This window comes from Bariatricus sp. SGI.161 (assembly GCF_050313695.1).
Classification (GTDB): Bacteria; Bacillota; Clostridia; order Lachnospirales; family Lachnospiraceae; genus JAFBIX01.
Window position 1 is genome coordinate 1 of the sequence record NZ_JBNPLX010000007.1, and the last position, 13,971, is coordinate 13,971.

Below are 13,971 nucleotides of genomic sequence, written 5' to 3' on the forward strand. Positions count from 1 at the left end.
TAAGATTACAAAATAATAAATCAGTAGTGCTGCCGCACAAATTCCTATGACTGCTGTGATGATATTCATCTCTCTGCCTCCTTTTCTCATAGTCCTGGTACTCTTTTTTGAGTACTTTTTTAATCTACTACTTTCCTTTATAAACTTCTGTTAAGCAGAATGCTCTCCATTTAAAGAAGTTATAAAGTTTTATTTTTTGAAAAAAGCTTGAAGCAATACAAAAATCTCCAGTCTTCCTAAAATCATCCCGATTATTTCAATCAAAAGACATACGGAAGATGTTCCTCCATTGGTAACTCCAATGGAAAGCCCCACGGTACCAAGAGATGAGGCAAACTCAAACGCTCCCTCCAGCAATGTACATCCGGAAAAGAATATCAACGCGATCGTTCCCACTACGTGGATAATGCAGAAAACGCATTAAAAAAAGCCAGTTCTGAACTCTGTGTGACAGAGATCCCACTCTTGTTCAAAAACAATGTCATCACCGGAACCGTGATTACGGTCAGACCAGCCAAAAATCGGATTTCACTTGCCCGCAGGAAATCCCGGATCCGTCCATGGAATAAAAGCAATAACAGAGAAAAATTCGTTGTTCCAATCAGCATCAGCAAAACGGTGATCCATTCAATGGGAAGGGAATGATAATAGCCGATACTGTCCAGCCGGTTGGAAAATCCACCCGTAGACAATGCACACATAGTATGGACAATGCTGTCAAAAAAAGGCATCCCGAATATGGTATACAATATCGTACCTGCAATCAGGAAAAAGCCATACATCATTCCAATTACTTTTACCGTTTTTCCAATGGTTGGCATCAGTTTATCCGGATGCCCCTCTGCCTGGTACAAGGTAGCAGAATCCTTTTCCTGTATAAAAAGGAGCATCATCATCACAAACCCCAGACCGCCCACATACTGCAGAAAACCTCTGTAGAAAAGGAATATATGCGGCAGCCGCTCCACATCCAGTACCGAAAGCCCGGTCGTGGTAAATCCGCTTACAGATTCAAAAAGTGCCTGCACAGGGGTCATATTTCCATACAGCCAGAATGGAAAAGCAGCAAGTATGAATCCATACATCCATGCAAAAGCCACCATCCGGCTGCTACTTGTTTTTCTTTTTTTCTATGGCAGACAATCACCCCCAGTACAATGGATACTGCCGCTGGCAGCAAGAACTGCCAGGCAAAAACGATTTCCTTGGGGTAAAATGGGAGAACCAGCAGCGGAACAAACAGGATACAGCCCTCTAATACCATCATTTTTCCCATAACCGGTATTCCATCACGATACAGCATATTCCGTCAGCTCCTTTATCTGATCAAGTTTACTCTTGTCCGAAGTGATGATCAGAAGCACATCCCCTTCTGTAATACGGGTATCCCCTCTGGGGACCAGACTCTGGTCACCCCGCAGGATACATCCGATAATGATTTCCTTCGGAAGATTCAGCTCCCATAATTTTTTTCCGGCAACTGCCGAATTCCTGGGAATTGGAATTTCCATAATATGAATTCTTTCCTCGTCAACCGGGATCATTTTCGTCATTTCATCCATGATTGCCTGTTCTTCCATAATGTTTGTAATCATATTCAACGCACAAACTACCCGGTCAATTCCCATCTGGTAGAAAAAGTCGGTTTTCGACGGATCATTTAAAAGTGCCACCGTTTTTTTCACATGGAAGAATTGTTTACACATTTCACAAATGACAAGATTAATTTCGTCACTATCTGTCAGAGCAATCGCCACCTGACAGTTTTCGGCAACCGCATCCTCCAGAATAAACTTTTTACTTCCATCTCCGTAAATGACATTCAACTTGTTTACTTCTGCCAGTTTTTCACAATCCTCATAATCTTTATTTATAACCGTCACACGGTATCCCTTTTTCAACAAAGAAGCAGCAAGGGATCTGGCTTTATGAAATCCTCCGACAATTAAAATATTCTTTTGTTCTTTCTTTTTACCCCACATGCTTCTCACCTCCAATTTCAATATAATTGGCAATTTCCTTCTCCGACAGTTCCGACGGACAGATCGTGTCAATTCCCATATCCTTTACCAGGGCAATCTTCTCTTCATCATAGATCCGTGCCACAACCTTCGGAATGTGGAACATCTTTTTCGCAATCTGTGCTGCACAGATATTCACACAATCATAATCTGTAACAGCAATAAAAGCTACAGCATCCTGAAGACCAGCTGCTGTCAGTCTCTCCATATCTGTCGCACTGGCCGTTACCGTCAATCCACCATAGGAATATGGCAATTTCCGAAATGCCGTTTTATCACAATCCAGAACCATTACATCTTTTTTCTCTTCCGAAAGCTTTCCCGCTATGCTTGCACCCAGACGTCCACAGCCGGCAATCACAGTGCATTCATTCTCTTTTCCCATAATCCAACCCTCCTATTTTCTTACAAGATGCCCTACATGATGTTCATCATAAACGATTTGAAACTGTGGATCATTCTGCACCGGACAATCCTCCTCTGTATAGGCACATTTTCCGGAAGGATACATAGTTCCATACTGCTCCATGTTATAGCGTGCGGGAATGTAAGTAGGATCCAGTGCGTAAGCTGCACGAAAATGTTTCATTGCAAGGACATGGTTACGCTCTTTTTCCATCAGGATTCCCATCAGGTTATGAGGGATTGCGGAATGAGGATTCTGAAGCATTGCCTCTCCCAATTTTTTTTCACATTTTTTATATTCATGCTGAACGATCAGCATTTTACATCTGTCTTCTAATTTTTCAGCCATCTGGCTCTCCTCCTTTTCTTTTGTACCTGCAGTATATCTTTTTTGCTGTGGGAACGGTGTGGGAATAGAATCACAGGTTGTGAGAATCCTGTGAGATTTTCTATAATGTGTGAAGGAGCTGTGAGATTAGACGGATGTTGTGAGAATGGTGTGAGAAAAAAAAGACACCAACTCTTTTACGGTTGATGCCCTTTGGTTTACTCAATATTCTCTTTTCACAAAATTCCGAATTGTACAGGTTCTTTTGAAAAATAATATCATTTACCACTTTCAAGTATTGCATGATAGTCATTCACTATTCTTTCCATCGTTATAGACTTCATGCTGGATATTACATCTTCTTTAAGAGTGCCATAGGTTCGATCAAGCACACCCCCTATGTTTCTGCCAACTGGGCAGAACGGAGATGGTGTAGAATGAATACTTATCATTTTATCTACTGCCTTCGGATCTACCGCCGCACAAATACGGTATAGAGAAATGTTCTGAATTGGAACCGCAAGCGTTGCTCCGCCTGTTCCAAATTTCACATCTATTATTCCATCTTTTTTCATTGCACTTACAATATTTCTGATAGTAACTGGATTACATCCTGTGGACAGTGAGAGTAGTTCACTTGTCACTTTCTTCTTTTCACCATATTCATATATAAATATCAGGCAATGAACTGCAATCGAACACTTATTACTAATATGCATAAAATCAATCCTCCACATGCCATTTTAACATATAATCCGTATGGTGTAAATGTTGACACTACACCTCAAATCAGTTACAATAACACCAGGAGGTGTAGTTTTATTTTTTACATCAAAGGAGGATTATCATGAAAAATTATCAGATCATATTCAGCCCAACTGGCGGAACAGAGAAAGTCGCAAATGCAATTACACAGAACTGGCCTCAAGTTGACACGATTGATCTATCCGTTCCTGATACTAACTATACAGATATTTCTTTTGAAAGTGACTCTCTCGTACTGATTGCAATGCCATCTTTTGGCGGTATTGCACCGCAACTTGCTTTGGATCGACTTTCTATGCTCAATGGCAACGGAGCATTATGCGTTATTGCTGCAGTTTATGGAAATCGTGCATATGAAGATACCCTCGTTCAAATGGAAGATTATGCTCAAAATGCCGGATTTCGAGTAATTGCTGCTATCTCTGCGGTTGCAGAACATTCCATCATACATGAGTTTGCGGCTGGAAGACCTAATTTAGATGATTGCAAAGTCCTTACAAAATTCGGTGAGCAAGTTCTCGAAAAAGCATCTTCCAATGATTTTTCCAAGCCATCTATTCCTGGCAACAGGCCATACAAAAAAGCTGGAGCAGGAATGATTCCAAAAGCAGGTTCTGCTTGCGTATCTTGTGGACAGTGTGCACTGAAATGTCCTGCAAACGCCATCTCTGCAGATAATCTCAAGGTTTCAGACAAAAGCAAATGCATATCCTGTATGCGATGCATATCCATATGTCCGGTTCATGCCAGAAAGGTCAGCAGTCTTATGACTTCTATTGCTGCTACTGCAATAAAAAAAGCTTGCTCTATTGAAAAAGCAAACGAATTGTTTTTCTAAATTATTATCTAAATAATATAACCCCTCCCAACATATTGTTTCGATTGGGAGGGGAATCTGTACATCTCTTACTTATTTATCAGGTTGTTGCCCGTCATGAGCTAACCACTGACATTCCGTTATGTTCATATTGCGGAAAACAGCCTTAAATGATGATTCTTCTGGAGAGCATGCATAAATACCAAATTTGATTTTCCCATCGCCTTTGTGCATATGGCAAATACGCATCTGACTAAATTGCTCACCATCCTCAGAACATTCAATACAGTAGTCATCGTCTCTACGACTAAAACGATACCACATAGATTTTACAGATGCATCAATCACAGTTGTTGCCCAATCAGAATATCCATAGTTTGTAACCACACTACCTAAATGCTGATACTCCTGATTTTCATATTCAACAGAAGCTTTTAACCAGTTTTCACTATCCAGGTACATTACAACTCCACACTGGTCAAACCGGCAATGACTGTCCTCAAATTCTGTTTTCACAACAAAACTGAAATATTTTTCTTCGGTTTCCATTTGTAATACCGGGGCATTATCATTTTGAAAATGATAGTATGTTCTCTGCCACAAATCCGTATGAGGCTTTGTGATAATCTCAATAGAATCTTTATTTATTCTGTAACAGTCCGGTTCTCTTGTCCAATAAAATTTCGTGAAATCCATTCCTTTATCCTCTTCAAATGGCTGTGACATTACAATGTAATAACTTTGGGAGCTTCTGTAAATGAATAAATCGTTGCCGTTCCATTCTCAAAATACAATACAGTCATCAAATTATCATCTACAGAATACATACTGCTAAGCGCAGCGGTATTTTCCTCCATCATAGCAACTCTTGCTTCACGACGCAAGTCCTCTTTTACGGTTCCCTCTACACGTATCCATTTCCCCTTGTTCATACCGCAAATTTCCACTTTTCCATTCTTCAACATTTGCTGATATACCTTTTTCTGATTGTTTGTTACAATATATAATTTCCCTTCAAACTCACATACTGCGCCAAACGGGCGAACATGAGGCTGACCATTCTCCTCAGTTGCAAGATAAAACGTACCACAATTATTTAAAAATTCATATACTTCTTTCATAATAATCATTTCCTTTCTGGTTGATTTCATTTAATTGACTTGAATGTCGATCTCAAGTATACTGACATTATATGATCGTAAGTGCAAAATCACAAGTACGATATTTTATGATACCACTATCAGAAAGGATACCATTATGGCAAAGAAAGAATTGTTTGGATTATGTCCATATGTAACTTCTCAAAAAGTTCTGACTGGAAAATGGTCAATGTATATCTTATATATTCTATCCCAAGAAGCGCCTATCAGGTTTAATGAACTGCAACGGAGGATGCCTGTCGAAATGACACATACTACTCTGTCGAGGCAATTAAAAACTTTAGAGGAGGAAGGACTTATTCAACGCATTGAATATTCCCAGATTCCTCCAAAAGTAGAGTATTCATTGACCATTATCGAAAAAAAATTCGAGAAAGTTCTCGATGCTCTTGGTGAGTGGGGCGAAGAATATATTGATTACCTGAATCAGAAAAACTGTTAGTAAATTACTTTACGGCTTCATGCTCCCGCATCCGGTATCCAATCCCTATTTCTGTCTCTATATACTCCGGTTTTGCCGGATTCCGTTCAATTTTTCTTCGGGTGGACGCCATTACAGAACGAAGTACCTGTGTATCTTCCCCATATCCTTCTCCCCATATCTTCCTCAAAATCGTATGGTAAGTAAGTACCTTCCCCGGATTTTGCATAAACAAAAGCAAAAGCTGATATTCCAGAGGCGTCAGATGAATCTCCTGTCCATCCTTATATGCAATATGTGCTCCGTTATCCAGCTTCAGACCACCGTTGACATATACTGTATCATCCGGTTGCTCCTCAATACTTGAATGCTTCATCCGATAATAATGGCGCAGCGCCACACGAATTCTGGCCATCAACTCTGTCGCAGAGAAGGGTTTTGTCAGATAGTCATCCGCACCATCATCCAAAGCCGCTGCCTTTTCTTTGTCCTGGTCTCTTGCAGAAACGATAATGATAGGAACTTCTGACCACTCCCGGATTTTATGAAGTACTTCCATTCCATCGATATCTGGAAGGCCCAGATCCAATAAAATCAGATCTGCATTTTTCCTTACCATATAGGAGATGCCATCTTTACCATTTACTACGCCTTCCACAGAAAAACCTGCATTTTCCAATGTATAAACCATAAAATTCTGTATCTGTACATCATCTTCTATAATCAATATTTTTTCTTTAAACAATTTCTCTTCCTCCTTCCGGGAGAGGTAATGTAAAGATAAACTCTGCTCCCTTTCTATCCGTCCGGTTCCGCCCGGTGATTGTTCCACCATGGGCATTTACCACTGTCTCACAGATCGTAAGCCCCAGCCCGATTCCTCTCTTCACATCAGCCGAACGGGTCTTGGAAGTATAAAATATTTTAAATAGATTGGGAACATCTGCTTCATCAATTCCCTCTCCTTCATCCCGGACAGAAACCAGTAGTGTATCTTCTGTGTAACTGGCAGAAACAGTAATGGCCTCCCGCGGTCTTGTGTGTTTCACTGCATTGTCCAACAGATTGGTTATTACCTGCTCAATCAGCTTTGCATCCATAGGCACTAACCGGAACTCTTCCGGTATCTCTACCTGTATCTCCCGCTCTGGAAAGCTCCGTTCCACATGAGCGATTGCACAGCCAATCACCTCTTCGATTGCTTCCATTTCCTTATGTATCACAATTTTACCATCCTGCAGCCTGGTCAGGCTTAAGATATTTTCGACTAATGATTTCAGCCAGTCTGCGTCCTGATAAATTCCTTGAAGCAGTTCCTGACGCCTGTCTTCTTTGTCTGTCATATCCATCAGCATTTCCGATGTCCCCATGATACCCGACAGTAGGGTCCTAAGATCATGAGAGATTGCACGCAAAAGATTCGCACGTTCTCTCTCCCGTTCCATGCTTTCTCTGTCACGCACTCTTTCTATCGTTACTTCAATCCGATCCATTGCCATGGAAACATTCTCCATGATAGAATGCAGTAATTTTTTCTTTTCCTGCAGCTGTTTTGTATACACGGTTTTATCAATTCTGACCACTGCCAGCAGATGCTCCCGTCCGTTGACCGGGTATCCATAACCTTCCTCTTCTTCCAGATATTCGGTTCGAAGATCTGTATATATCTTCCGAATCTCATCTGCATCTGGCACACTTCTGTGAATCTGTTCTTTTCCTGACTGCTGGATGTAAATTGGTTCAGACTGCCTTCCAACATAAATGCATCCGACATTTACCTGAAGCAAATGGCTGATACTTTCTGCTGCAATTTTCAAAACAGCTTCCATATCTGCCGCATCAGACAACTTACTGGAAAGCATATATAAAATCTGGCTTTCTTCCCCTCTTTCATTTGCTTCTTTCGTTAAAAGCTTTTCTTTTGTTGTCAGAGCACTTGTAAGAAATGAAGTTATCAGCATGATTGAAAAAGTGATCAGATATCCCGGATCATTTACGGCAAGGGTGTGATAAGGTTCTGTAAAAAAATAATTATAGCATATAAGTGAAACTACTGCAGATAAAATCCCGTACTGATATCCCGATGTAAATCTCGCAACCAGTAGAACAGCCAGAAGATACATCACAACAATATTCGTCTCCGGAAATCCAAGCTCTGTAAAAATCTTCCCAAGTATGGTGGCTGCAAATACGATAACCGACAATTTCAACAGGCTATACAGGATTTCTTTCCTTTTAATCATCATGATCACCTCTTTATTATCATATTAATCTCGTTAAGTATAGCACACACAGTTTGTTTTTCCAATCCCAGGAAACATGGCATTCTGTTTCTGCTCAAATAATAATTAACATCCAGGATTAATTCCTCTGAATCTAATATCAGTAATCACAAAATTTCGCATGGTTCACAAAATTCACAAAATCTTCACAGAATTATTAGCACTCTCTATTGACGAGTGCTAATCCAGGTGTTATATTACACATAGAACAAGGAAGAGGAAATGATTTCTCTTCCTGATATTCATAAATCAACACTTCGGGTTTCTCCGATAGTGCAAACTTTAGTTTATGTCATGAAAGGAGATATGACTTATGTTAATGCCTAGTATTTTTGGAGAAAGTTTATTTGATGATTTTTTGGATGATTTTGCTTTCCCGGACATCGATAAAAAATTGTATGGGAAACATGCTCCCCATATCATGAAGACCGATGTGAAGGAAAAAGACAACACTTACGAAGTGGCCATTGATCTTCCGGGATTTAAGAAAGACGAGATTCAGATCCAGCTTGAAAATGGTTACATAACCGTAAGTGCGGCAAAAGGTCTGGATAAAGACGAAAAAGATAAGGAAGGAAAATATATCCGCCGCGAGCGTTATGCCGGAAATGTAAGCAGAAGCTTTTATGTAGGAAATAATGTTCAGAGAGAAGACATCCATCCGAAATTTGAAAATGGTATTCTTTCCTTTACTGTTCCAAAAAAGCAGAAGGCAGTAGAAAACAACTCACATTATATTGCCATCGAAGGTTAATCTCAAACGGGCAGGGAATAAACCCCCTGCCTGTTTTAAAAGCTAAATACAAGCAGGAAAGAGGTTTTTGATATGAGTAAAACGACATCAAGAGTATTATGGATTTTAGCCGGAATCTTTCTGATTATAATCGGGATCGGATGTTTGAGGAATCCTGGAGAAATTCTTTATGGTCTTCCCATTATCTTTGGAGTTGCCATGATGTTTTCCGGCATTATAGATATTGTGATATTTGCAGCCGGTCATGATTATATGGCAGGCTCTGGCTGGTTTCTTGCTGACGGCATTCTGACCATACTGATGTCTTTATTCATTTTGGGAAATGGATGGTTTACAGCAATGACTATTTCCTTTATTTTAGGAATGTGGCTGATTTTTTCAGGTATCACCAAACTGGTTAATTCTTTCGACCTTCAAAAACTGGGAGTAAAGGGCTGGGGCTGGTTTACAGTACTTGGAATCCTGCTGACTGTGATTGGTTTTCTGTCATTCACACATCCATTTGCAAGTATTGCAGCTATGGCCTGGGTAATCGGATTTTTCTTGATCCTACAGGGTATTGTATCTGTTATACGTGGATGCTTTTCCAATCGCTTCTGGATGTAAAATATAACAAAAATAACATTGCCAAGGAGGAAAAAAGGCACCTCTTCATATAGATTCGGCTGCATACAAAATTGTGTGCAGCCTTTTTTAACGAATAGCTAATTTCAAAAACAATTCTCTTGCTCTCTACGGATAATCTTATCCTACAACAATTTTTTCTTTTTAAAATAAATAAGTTCCAGAATAATTGTTATTACTGCAATTGCAATCACTGCAACATATCCGTATTTCCACTGCAGCTCTGGCATATTTACAAAATTCATACCATACCATCCAGTCAAAAGTGTCAAAGGAAGGAATAACGTTGTGACAACCGTCAGAATACACATAATCTTATTCTGCTGTGCATCTTGCTGAGATTGGTACAATTCCCGTAACTGTAGTATATTCTCCCGAAGCAACTGTACATGGTTTTGCAGCCGTTCTGTACGAAGTGCATAACGATTCCACTGTTCTGTATTACAGATGATAGAAATTCCATCTTGAGACTGGAGTAGATCACCAATCACAGTAAGTTGCTCATAATAGGCATCCAACTCCGAAAGTCTCTGACGATACCTTGTAAGTACTGTAAAGAAATCATCCGGAACATTTTTTATGAGCTGGTCTTCCATCTTTTCAATCTCTTTTTCTAAATGTAACAGATACAAAAGATCATTTTCAATCATCACTTCCATCATCTTAAGAAGAAACTGATCCGGCGATTTCAACTGCTGAAACTGTTCTTCTTTTTTCTCTATCCAGTGTTTCAGATCCCCATTGCACTCAATTAAAAAAAGTTCTTTATCTGTCATGTAAAATCCACAGGAAATCTGAGATGTACGTTTTTCATTTTTTTTCGGTACTCGCAAAGTTCCCAGAATACAATCCTGATACACTTCTGCTTTGCAGTATCGGATTGATCTGATACTGTGTAATAATTCTTTATCATGCGGAAAATCCTTCTTCAATTCTCGAAATTCATCTTCCTTTATGATCGTAAGGAACTGCAACTTCTTCATAGAATCTCTCATACTCCTTTCTTCCTTTATTCTTCTCTAGTAAATCAGGATACTCTTTATTTTTATGAAATGCAAATACGAATTGGCAGGAACTGTCACAAGCACAATAACCAAATAGCAACATCAGACATATTTATATCGCATTCAGATGCCCAAATACATTCTTATAAAATTTTTAGTACTTTTTTAGTACCAAGAGAAAAGAAATGATTTTTTTGATTTTTCCAAGAAATAATTTAGAATAAAAAAAACACCACAAAGCCTATAATCCAAGCTTTGTGGTATTCATTAGTTCCAGTCGGAGTGACGTGATTCGAACACGCGACCTCTACGTCCCGAACGTAGCGCTCTACCAAGCTGAGCCACACTCCGATAAAAGAACCGGACGTCTTACAAGAAGACATCCGGCGCCCCTGCCAAGGAACTACGGATAGAGGACTCGAACCTCTACTAACAGAGTCAGAGTCTGCTGTGCTGCCATTACACCAATCCGCAATGTGTTTCCAGCGAACATGTTATATTATACCAAGTTTTTCAAAAAAAGCAACCCCTTTTTTTATTTTTTTCAACTTTTTTTCATTTTTCTCAATTTTTTTCCTCGACCTAAAAACCACTGCGCGCACTCCCCACACGAGAACTTCCTACAGTTTGAGAATGTCAGGTGTTAGGATAGGCACCGGACACTCAAACATCCTGAGCAATCCTAACGCCATGACTTCTCAACCCACAAACTTTCTCGCCTTAGATTCTCTTTATTCTCTCAATTGCTGCTACGGTATTCTCATAAGAACCGAATGCAGTCAGTCTGAAGTATCCTTCTCCACTTGGACCGAATCCTGATCCAGGAGTACCTACTACATTTGCTTTTTCCAGCAGATAATCAAAGAATTCCCAGGAGGTCATTCCATCTGGAGTCTGCAGCCAGATATATGGTGCATTGACACCACCAGATACGTTATAACCAGCTCCTTTTAATCCTTCATAGATTGTCTTTGCATTCTTCATATAATAAGCGACCTGCTCTTTTAACTGGGCTTTTCCGTCTTCTGAGTATACTGCCTCTCCGGCTTTCTGTACGATGTATGGGGCTCCATTATATTTTGTGCCGTGACGTCTTGCCCACAGAGAATGCAACATCACATCTCCACTCTTTACGTCTTTTGGAATAACGGTTGCGCCAAGTCTTACTCCCGTAAACCCTGCATTTTTCGAGAAACTTCTAAGCTCAATCGCACAGGTTCTTGCACCTTCACACTCGTAGATACTGTGTGGAACATTTTCTTCAGAAATATATGCTTCATAAGCTGCATCGTAGATGATAACTGCACCAACTTTATTGGCATAATCAACCCATTCCTGTAGCTGATCCTTTGTAATAGTAGATCCAGTCGGGTTATTTGGGAAGCATAGATAGATGATATCTGGTGTCTCTTTTGGAAGTTCTGGCGCAAAATTTGTCTCCTTGGTACATGGCATATAGATAACATTACTCCAAGTTTCTGTCTTTGCATCGTAAGTACCTGTACGTCCAGCCATTACGTTTGTATCTACATATACTGGATATACCGGGTCACATACGGCAATCTTATTGTCTTTTGCAAAGATTTCCTGAATATTACCAGAGTCACATTTTGCTCCATCGGAGATAAAGATTTCATCTGCCTTAATATCGCATCCTTTGTCCTGATAATCATTTTTTGCCATGGCACTTCTTAAGAATTCATATCCAAGATCTGGTGCATATCCATGGAAAGTCTCAGCATGCGCCATCTCATCTACCGCACTGTGTAAAGCATCAATGATCGCAGGTGCCAATGGCTGAGTTACATCTCCGATTCCAAGACGTATAATACTTTTATCTGGATTTGCCTCCTGAAAAGCTGCTACTTTCTTACCAATCGTCGAAAAAAGATAACTTCCTGGTAATTTCAAATAATCTTCGTTTACTTTAAACATTGCTCTTTCTCCTTCTCTTTTTCTCATATACATTTATTCTAAGCTATAGAATGCCAGAAATATCAATCTCTCCATCGAATACGGTTGCTGCAGGTCCTGTCATATAGACCCGGTCAGCTTCCTGATCCCATTCAATCTGCAGATCTCCACCTAATAACTGAATCGTCACTTTATGATCAGTCAAACCATTTAAGATACTGGATACAGCCACTGCACAAGCTCCGGTTCCACATGCCAGTGTCTCTCCGGAACCTCTCTCCCATACACGCATTTCTACCGTCTGTCTGTCAATGACTCTGGCAAATTCTGTGTTAATCCGTTTTGGAAAACGTTCATGATTCTCGAATTTTGGTCCGATTTTTTCGATATCAAGTCCCTTTACATCATCCATATATACCACCGCATGCGGATTTCCCATGGATACACCTGTCATCCGGTATTCCATCTGATCCACTACGATTGGTTCGTTGACCACACGATCCCCCTCTGCAATAATTGGAATATTTTCCGGTTTTAATTCCGGCCTGCCCATATCGACCTTGACCAACGCTACTTTTCCATCTTTCACTGTGAGATCCAGATATTTAATACCTCCAAGGGTCTCTACAGAGATACTTGTCTTATCTGTAAGCCCATAATCATATACATATTTTGCAACACAGCGGATTCCGTTACCACACATCTCGCCTCTTGAACCATCTGCGTTATACATCTCCATCTCAAAATCTGCCACTTTTGACGGGTTTATCATAATCAATCCATCAGATCCGATTCCGAAATGTCTGTCACTCACATATTTCGCAACTTCCGAAGGATTCTCAATCTTTTCCTGGAAACAATTTACATAGACATAATCATTTCCCAGTCCCTGCATCTTTGTAAACTTCATATTAATCTCCTTATTCCTATTCGGCCATAACGCTTAATACCATCTCTGCTGTCTCGACCATATTCGTTCCGCTGTCCATACTACTCTTCTGTAGATATCTGTGCGCTTCTTCTTCTGACATATTATTACGCGCCATCAACAATTCCTTGGCTTTTTTAATCAAAGCCTGCTGTTCTGGATTCCGGTTTTTCTGCTGTAACTTTCTCTTCTTCCGCTTTCGGTCTATGGAACGAAGCATCATCTCCATCGTATTGATCAGATCATATACTTTAATAGGCATTGACAGCCCTACGACCCCTTCAACCAGACCATCGCTCCATTTTTCCTGAGATGCGATTAGTAACATCTCAAAATTATCTGGCAGATATTCCCGAAGTTCCGTGTACATCATATCCTTCAGCTTATAGCCACATATCACTATTCCTTCATCTACAGTATCTGCATAATGCATTGCCTGGGCACCTGTAGTGCATACCCCGGTCACATCCATGCCTCCTCGTACTAACAGGTTGCGAATATTCGTTGCATTATCCCGATTTGGAAATACAACAATAATACCAACCAAA

At 40.1% G+C, this 13,971-nt stretch carries 18 protein-coding genes and 2 tRNA genes; 4 read left to right on the forward strand and 16 right to left on the reverse strand.

The genetic code is table 11. The features are described from left to right. Window positions 1–395 precede the first annotated feature (395 nt). The 6 genes from ACQRBH_RS05480 to ACQRBH_RS05505 all read right to left on the reverse strand — a co-directional run bounded on the left by ACQRBH_RS05480 (window position 396) and on the right by ACQRBH_RS05505 (window position 3,473). Window positions 396–1,085, reverse strand: a complete 690-nt coding sequence (locus ACQRBH_RS05480; protein ID WP_427761134.1) for a potassium transporter TrkG — start codon at window positions 1,083–1,085, stop codon at window positions 396–398. Next, the gene (locus tag ACQRBH_RS05485) at window positions 1,034–1,303 is read right to left on the reverse strand and encodes a hypothetical protein (RefSeq protein ID WP_427761135.1); all 270 of its coding nucleotides are present in this window, start codon (window positions 1,301–1,303) and stop codon (window positions 1,034–1,036) included. Before ACQRBH_RS05485 ends, ACQRBH_RS05480 begins: the two co-directional genes overlap by 52 nt. Beyond that, on the reverse strand, window positions 1,290–1,982 hold the full coding sequence (locus tag ACQRBH_RS05490; protein WP_287779219.1) for a potassium channel family protein: 693 nt from the start codon (window positions 1,980–1,982) through the stop codon (window positions 1,290–1,292). The genes ACQRBH_RS05485 and ACQRBH_RS05490 overlap by 14 nt, the downstream gene beginning before the upstream one ends. Next, a complete protein-coding gene (locus ACQRBH_RS05495; RefSeq protein WP_287779221.1) occupies window positions 1,972–2,406 on the reverse strand; it encodes an NAD-binding protein in 435 nt (144 codons plus the stop codon). The genes ACQRBH_RS05490 and ACQRBH_RS05495 overlap by 11 nt, the downstream gene beginning before the upstream one ends. 12 nt (window positions 2,407–2,418) lie before the next feature. Beyond that, entirely contained in the window at window positions 2,419–2,775 is a 357-nt protein-coding gene (locus tag ACQRBH_RS05500; protein ID WP_287779223.1) for a hypothetical protein, read from the reverse strand. A 257-nt stretch (window positions 2,776–3,032) separates the two neighbouring features. Then, window positions 3,033–3,473, reverse strand: a complete 441-nt coding sequence (locus ACQRBH_RS05505) for an Rrf2 family transcriptional regulator (RefSeq protein ID WP_287779226.1) — start codon at window positions 3,471–3,473, stop codon at window positions 3,033–3,035. Window positions 3,474–3,601: 128 nt separating this feature from the next. Here ACQRBH_RS05505 and ACQRBH_RS05510 point away from each other — a divergent pair, with 128 nt between their 5' ends. Beyond that, window positions 3,602–4,357 (forward strand): 4Fe-4S binding protein, encoded by a 756-nt coding sequence (locus ACQRBH_RS05510; RefSeq protein WP_287779227.1) that lies wholly within the window; start codon window positions 3,602–3,604, stop codon window positions 4,355–4,357. A 72-nt stretch (window positions 4,358–4,429) separates the two neighbouring features. On the opposite strand, the gene ACQRBH_RS05515 is transcribed toward ACQRBH_RS05510, so the two are convergent. Both ACQRBH_RS05515 and ACQRBH_RS05520 read right to left on the reverse strand, forming a co-directional pair. Beyond that, window positions 4,430–5,032, reverse strand: coding sequence for a DUF1349 domain-containing protein (locus tag ACQRBH_RS05515; protein WP_427742536.1), 603 nt, complete (start codon window positions 5,030–5,032; stop codon window positions 4,430–4,432). Window positions 5,033–5,061: 29 nt separating this feature from the next. Next, window positions 5,062–5,457 carry a pyridoxamine 5'-phosphate oxidase family protein gene (locus ACQRBH_RS05520; protein ID WP_427742534.1) on the reverse strand — a complete coding sequence of 132 codons (396 nt, stop codon included), beginning with the start codon at window positions 5,455–5,457 and terminating at the stop codon, window positions 5,062–5,064. A 136-nt stretch (window positions 5,458–5,593) separates the two neighbouring features. On the opposite strand from ACQRBH_RS05520, the gene ACQRBH_RS05525 reads away from it, so the two are divergent. Further along, on the forward strand, window positions 5,594–5,938 hold the full coding sequence (locus ACQRBH_RS05525; RefSeq protein ID WP_427761136.1) for a winged helix-turn-helix transcriptional regulator: 345 nt from the start codon (window positions 5,594–5,596) through the stop codon (window positions 5,936–5,938). A gap of 4 nt (window positions 5,939–5,942) precedes the next feature. Here ACQRBH_RS05525 and ACQRBH_RS05530 read toward each other — a convergent pair whose 3' ends face one another. Beyond that, window positions 5,943–6,662, reverse strand: coding sequence for a response regulator transcription factor (locus ACQRBH_RS05530; RefSeq protein WP_287778347.1), 720 nt, complete (start codon window positions 6,660–6,662; stop codon window positions 5,943–5,945). Further along, the gene (locus ACQRBH_RS05535; RefSeq protein WP_427761137.1) at window positions 6,655–8,163 is read right to left on the reverse strand and encodes a sensor histidine kinase; all 1,509 of its coding nucleotides are present in this window, start codon (window positions 8,161–8,163) and stop codon (window positions 6,655–6,657) included. The genes ACQRBH_RS05530 and ACQRBH_RS05535 overlap by 8 nt, the downstream gene beginning before the upstream one ends. Before the next feature lie 349 nt (window positions 8,164–8,512). Here ACQRBH_RS05535 and ACQRBH_RS05540 point away from each other — a divergent pair, with 349 nt between their 5' ends. Both ACQRBH_RS05540 and ACQRBH_RS05545 read left to right on the forward strand, forming a co-directional pair. Further along, complete coding sequence (locus ACQRBH_RS05540; RefSeq protein WP_427742528.1) at window positions 8,513–8,953, forward strand: Hsp20/alpha crystallin family protein; 441 nt, start codon at window positions 8,513–8,515, stop codon at window positions 8,951–8,953. Between the two features lie 72 nt (window positions 8,954–9,025). Next, the gene (locus ACQRBH_RS05545; protein ID WP_427742526.1) at window positions 9,026–9,559 is read left to right on the forward strand and encodes an HdeD family acid-resistance protein; all 534 of its coding nucleotides are present in this window, start codon (window positions 9,026–9,028) and stop codon (window positions 9,557–9,559) included. A gap of 143 nt (window positions 9,560–9,702) precedes the next feature. On the opposite strand, the gene ACQRBH_RS05550 is transcribed toward ACQRBH_RS05545, so the two are convergent. The 6 genes from ACQRBH_RS05550 to ACQRBH_RS05575 form a co-directional block, all read right to left on the reverse strand. Continuing rightward, window positions 9,703–10,572: a magnesium transporter CorA family protein gene (locus ACQRBH_RS05550; RefSeq protein ID WP_235232670.1), complete on the reverse strand. Its 870-nt coding sequence runs from the start codon at window positions 10,570–10,572 to the stop codon at window positions 9,703–9,705. A 286-nt stretch (window positions 10,573–10,858) separates the two neighbouring features. Further along, a tRNA-Pro gene (locus ACQRBH_RS05555) sits at window positions 10,859–10,932 on the reverse strand. 52 nt (window positions 10,933–10,984) lie between these two features. Then, a tRNA-Gln gene (locus ACQRBH_RS05560) sits at window positions 10,985–11,055 on the reverse strand. A gap of 246 nt (window positions 11,056–11,301) precedes the next feature. After that, window positions 11,302–12,516: an LL-diaminopimelate aminotransferase gene (locus ACQRBH_RS05565; RefSeq protein WP_427761138.1), complete on the reverse strand. Its 1,215-nt coding sequence runs from the start codon at window positions 12,514–12,516 to the stop codon at window positions 11,302–11,304. 43 nt (window positions 12,517–12,559) lie between these two features. Then, window positions 12,560–13,405: a diaminopimelate epimerase gene (gene dapF, locus ACQRBH_RS05570; RefSeq protein WP_427761139.1), complete on the reverse strand. Its 846-nt coding sequence runs from the start codon at window positions 13,403–13,405 to the stop codon at window positions 12,560–12,562. Window positions 13,406–13,421: 16 nt separating this feature from the next. After that, window positions 13,422–13,970: an ANTAR domain-containing response regulator gene (locus ACQRBH_RS05575; RefSeq protein ID WP_427742521.1), complete on the reverse strand. Its 549-nt coding sequence runs from the start codon at window positions 13,968–13,970 to the stop codon at window positions 13,422–13,424. Between the last annotated feature and the right edge of the window lies 1 nt (window position 13,971).

What these genes read in the sequence shown, in the direction of transcription:
- ACQRBH_RS05535 (WP_427761137.1), bottom strand. Translation starts at nt 8,163, where the DNA reads ATGATGATTAAAAGGAAAGAAATCCTGTATAGCCTGTTGAAATTGTCG.
- ACQRBH_RS05485 (WP_427761135.1), bottom strand. Translation starts at nt 1,303, where the DNA reads ATGCTGTATCGTGATGGAATACCGGTTATGGGAAAAATGATGGTATTA.
- ACQRBH_RS05480 (WP_427761134.1), bottom strand. Translation starts at nt 1,085, where the DNA reads ATGTATGGATTCATACTTGCTGCTTTTCCATTCTGGCTGTATGGAAAT.
- ACQRBH_RS05545 (WP_427742526.1), top strand. Translation starts at nt 9,026, where the DNA reads ATGAGTAAAACGACATCAAGAGTATTATGGATTTTAGCCGGAATCTTT.
- ACQRBH_RS05565 (WP_427761138.1), bottom strand. Translation starts at nt 12,516, where the DNA reads ATGTTTAAAGTAAACGAAGATTATTTGAAATTACCAGGAAGTTATCTT.
- ACQRBH_RS05490 (WP_287779219.1), bottom strand. Translation starts at nt 1,982, where the DNA reads ATGTGGGGTAAAAAGAAAGAACAAAAGAATATTTTAATTGTCGGAGGA.
- ACQRBH_RS05510 (WP_287779227.1), top strand. Translation starts at nt 3,602, where the DNA reads ATGAAAAATTATCAGATCATATTCAGCCCAACTGGCGGAACAGAGAAA.
- ACQRBH_RS05515 (WP_427742536.1), bottom strand. Translation starts at nt 5,032, where the DNA reads ATGGATTTCACGAAATTTTATTGGACAAGAGAACCGGACTGTTACAGA.
- ACQRBH_RS05495 (WP_287779221.1), bottom strand. Translation starts at nt 2,406, where the DNA reads ATGGGAAAAGAGAATGAATGCACTGTGATTGCCGGCTGTGGACGTCTG.
- ACQRBH_RS05550 (WP_235232670.1), bottom strand. Translation starts at nt 10,572, where the DNA reads ATGAGAGATTCTATGAAGAAGTTGCAGTTCCTTACGATCATAAAGGAA.
- dapF (WP_427761139.1), bottom strand. Translation starts at nt 13,405, where the DNA reads ATGAAGTTTACAAAGATGCAGGGACTGGGAAATGATTATGTCTATGTA.
- ACQRBH_RS05540 (WP_427742528.1), top strand. Translation starts at nt 8,513, where the DNA reads ATGTTAATGCCTAGTATTTTTGGAGAAAGTTTATTTGATGATTTTTTG.
- ACQRBH_RS05525 (WP_427761136.1), top strand. Translation starts at nt 5,594, where the DNA reads ATGGCAAAGAAAGAATTGTTTGGATTATGTCCATATGTAACTTCTCAA.
- ACQRBH_RS05500 (WP_287779223.1), bottom strand. Translation starts at nt 2,775, where the DNA reads ATGGCTGAAAAATTAGAAGACAGATGTAAAATGCTGATCGTTCAGCAT.
- ACQRBH_RS05505 (WP_287779226.1), bottom strand. Translation starts at nt 3,473, where the DNA reads ATGCATATTAGTAATAAGTGTTCGATTGCAGTTCATTGCCTGATATTT.
- ACQRBH_RS05520 (WP_427742534.1), bottom strand. Translation starts at nt 5,457, where the DNA reads ATGAAAGAAGTATATGAATTTTTAAATAATTGTGGTACGTTTTATCTT.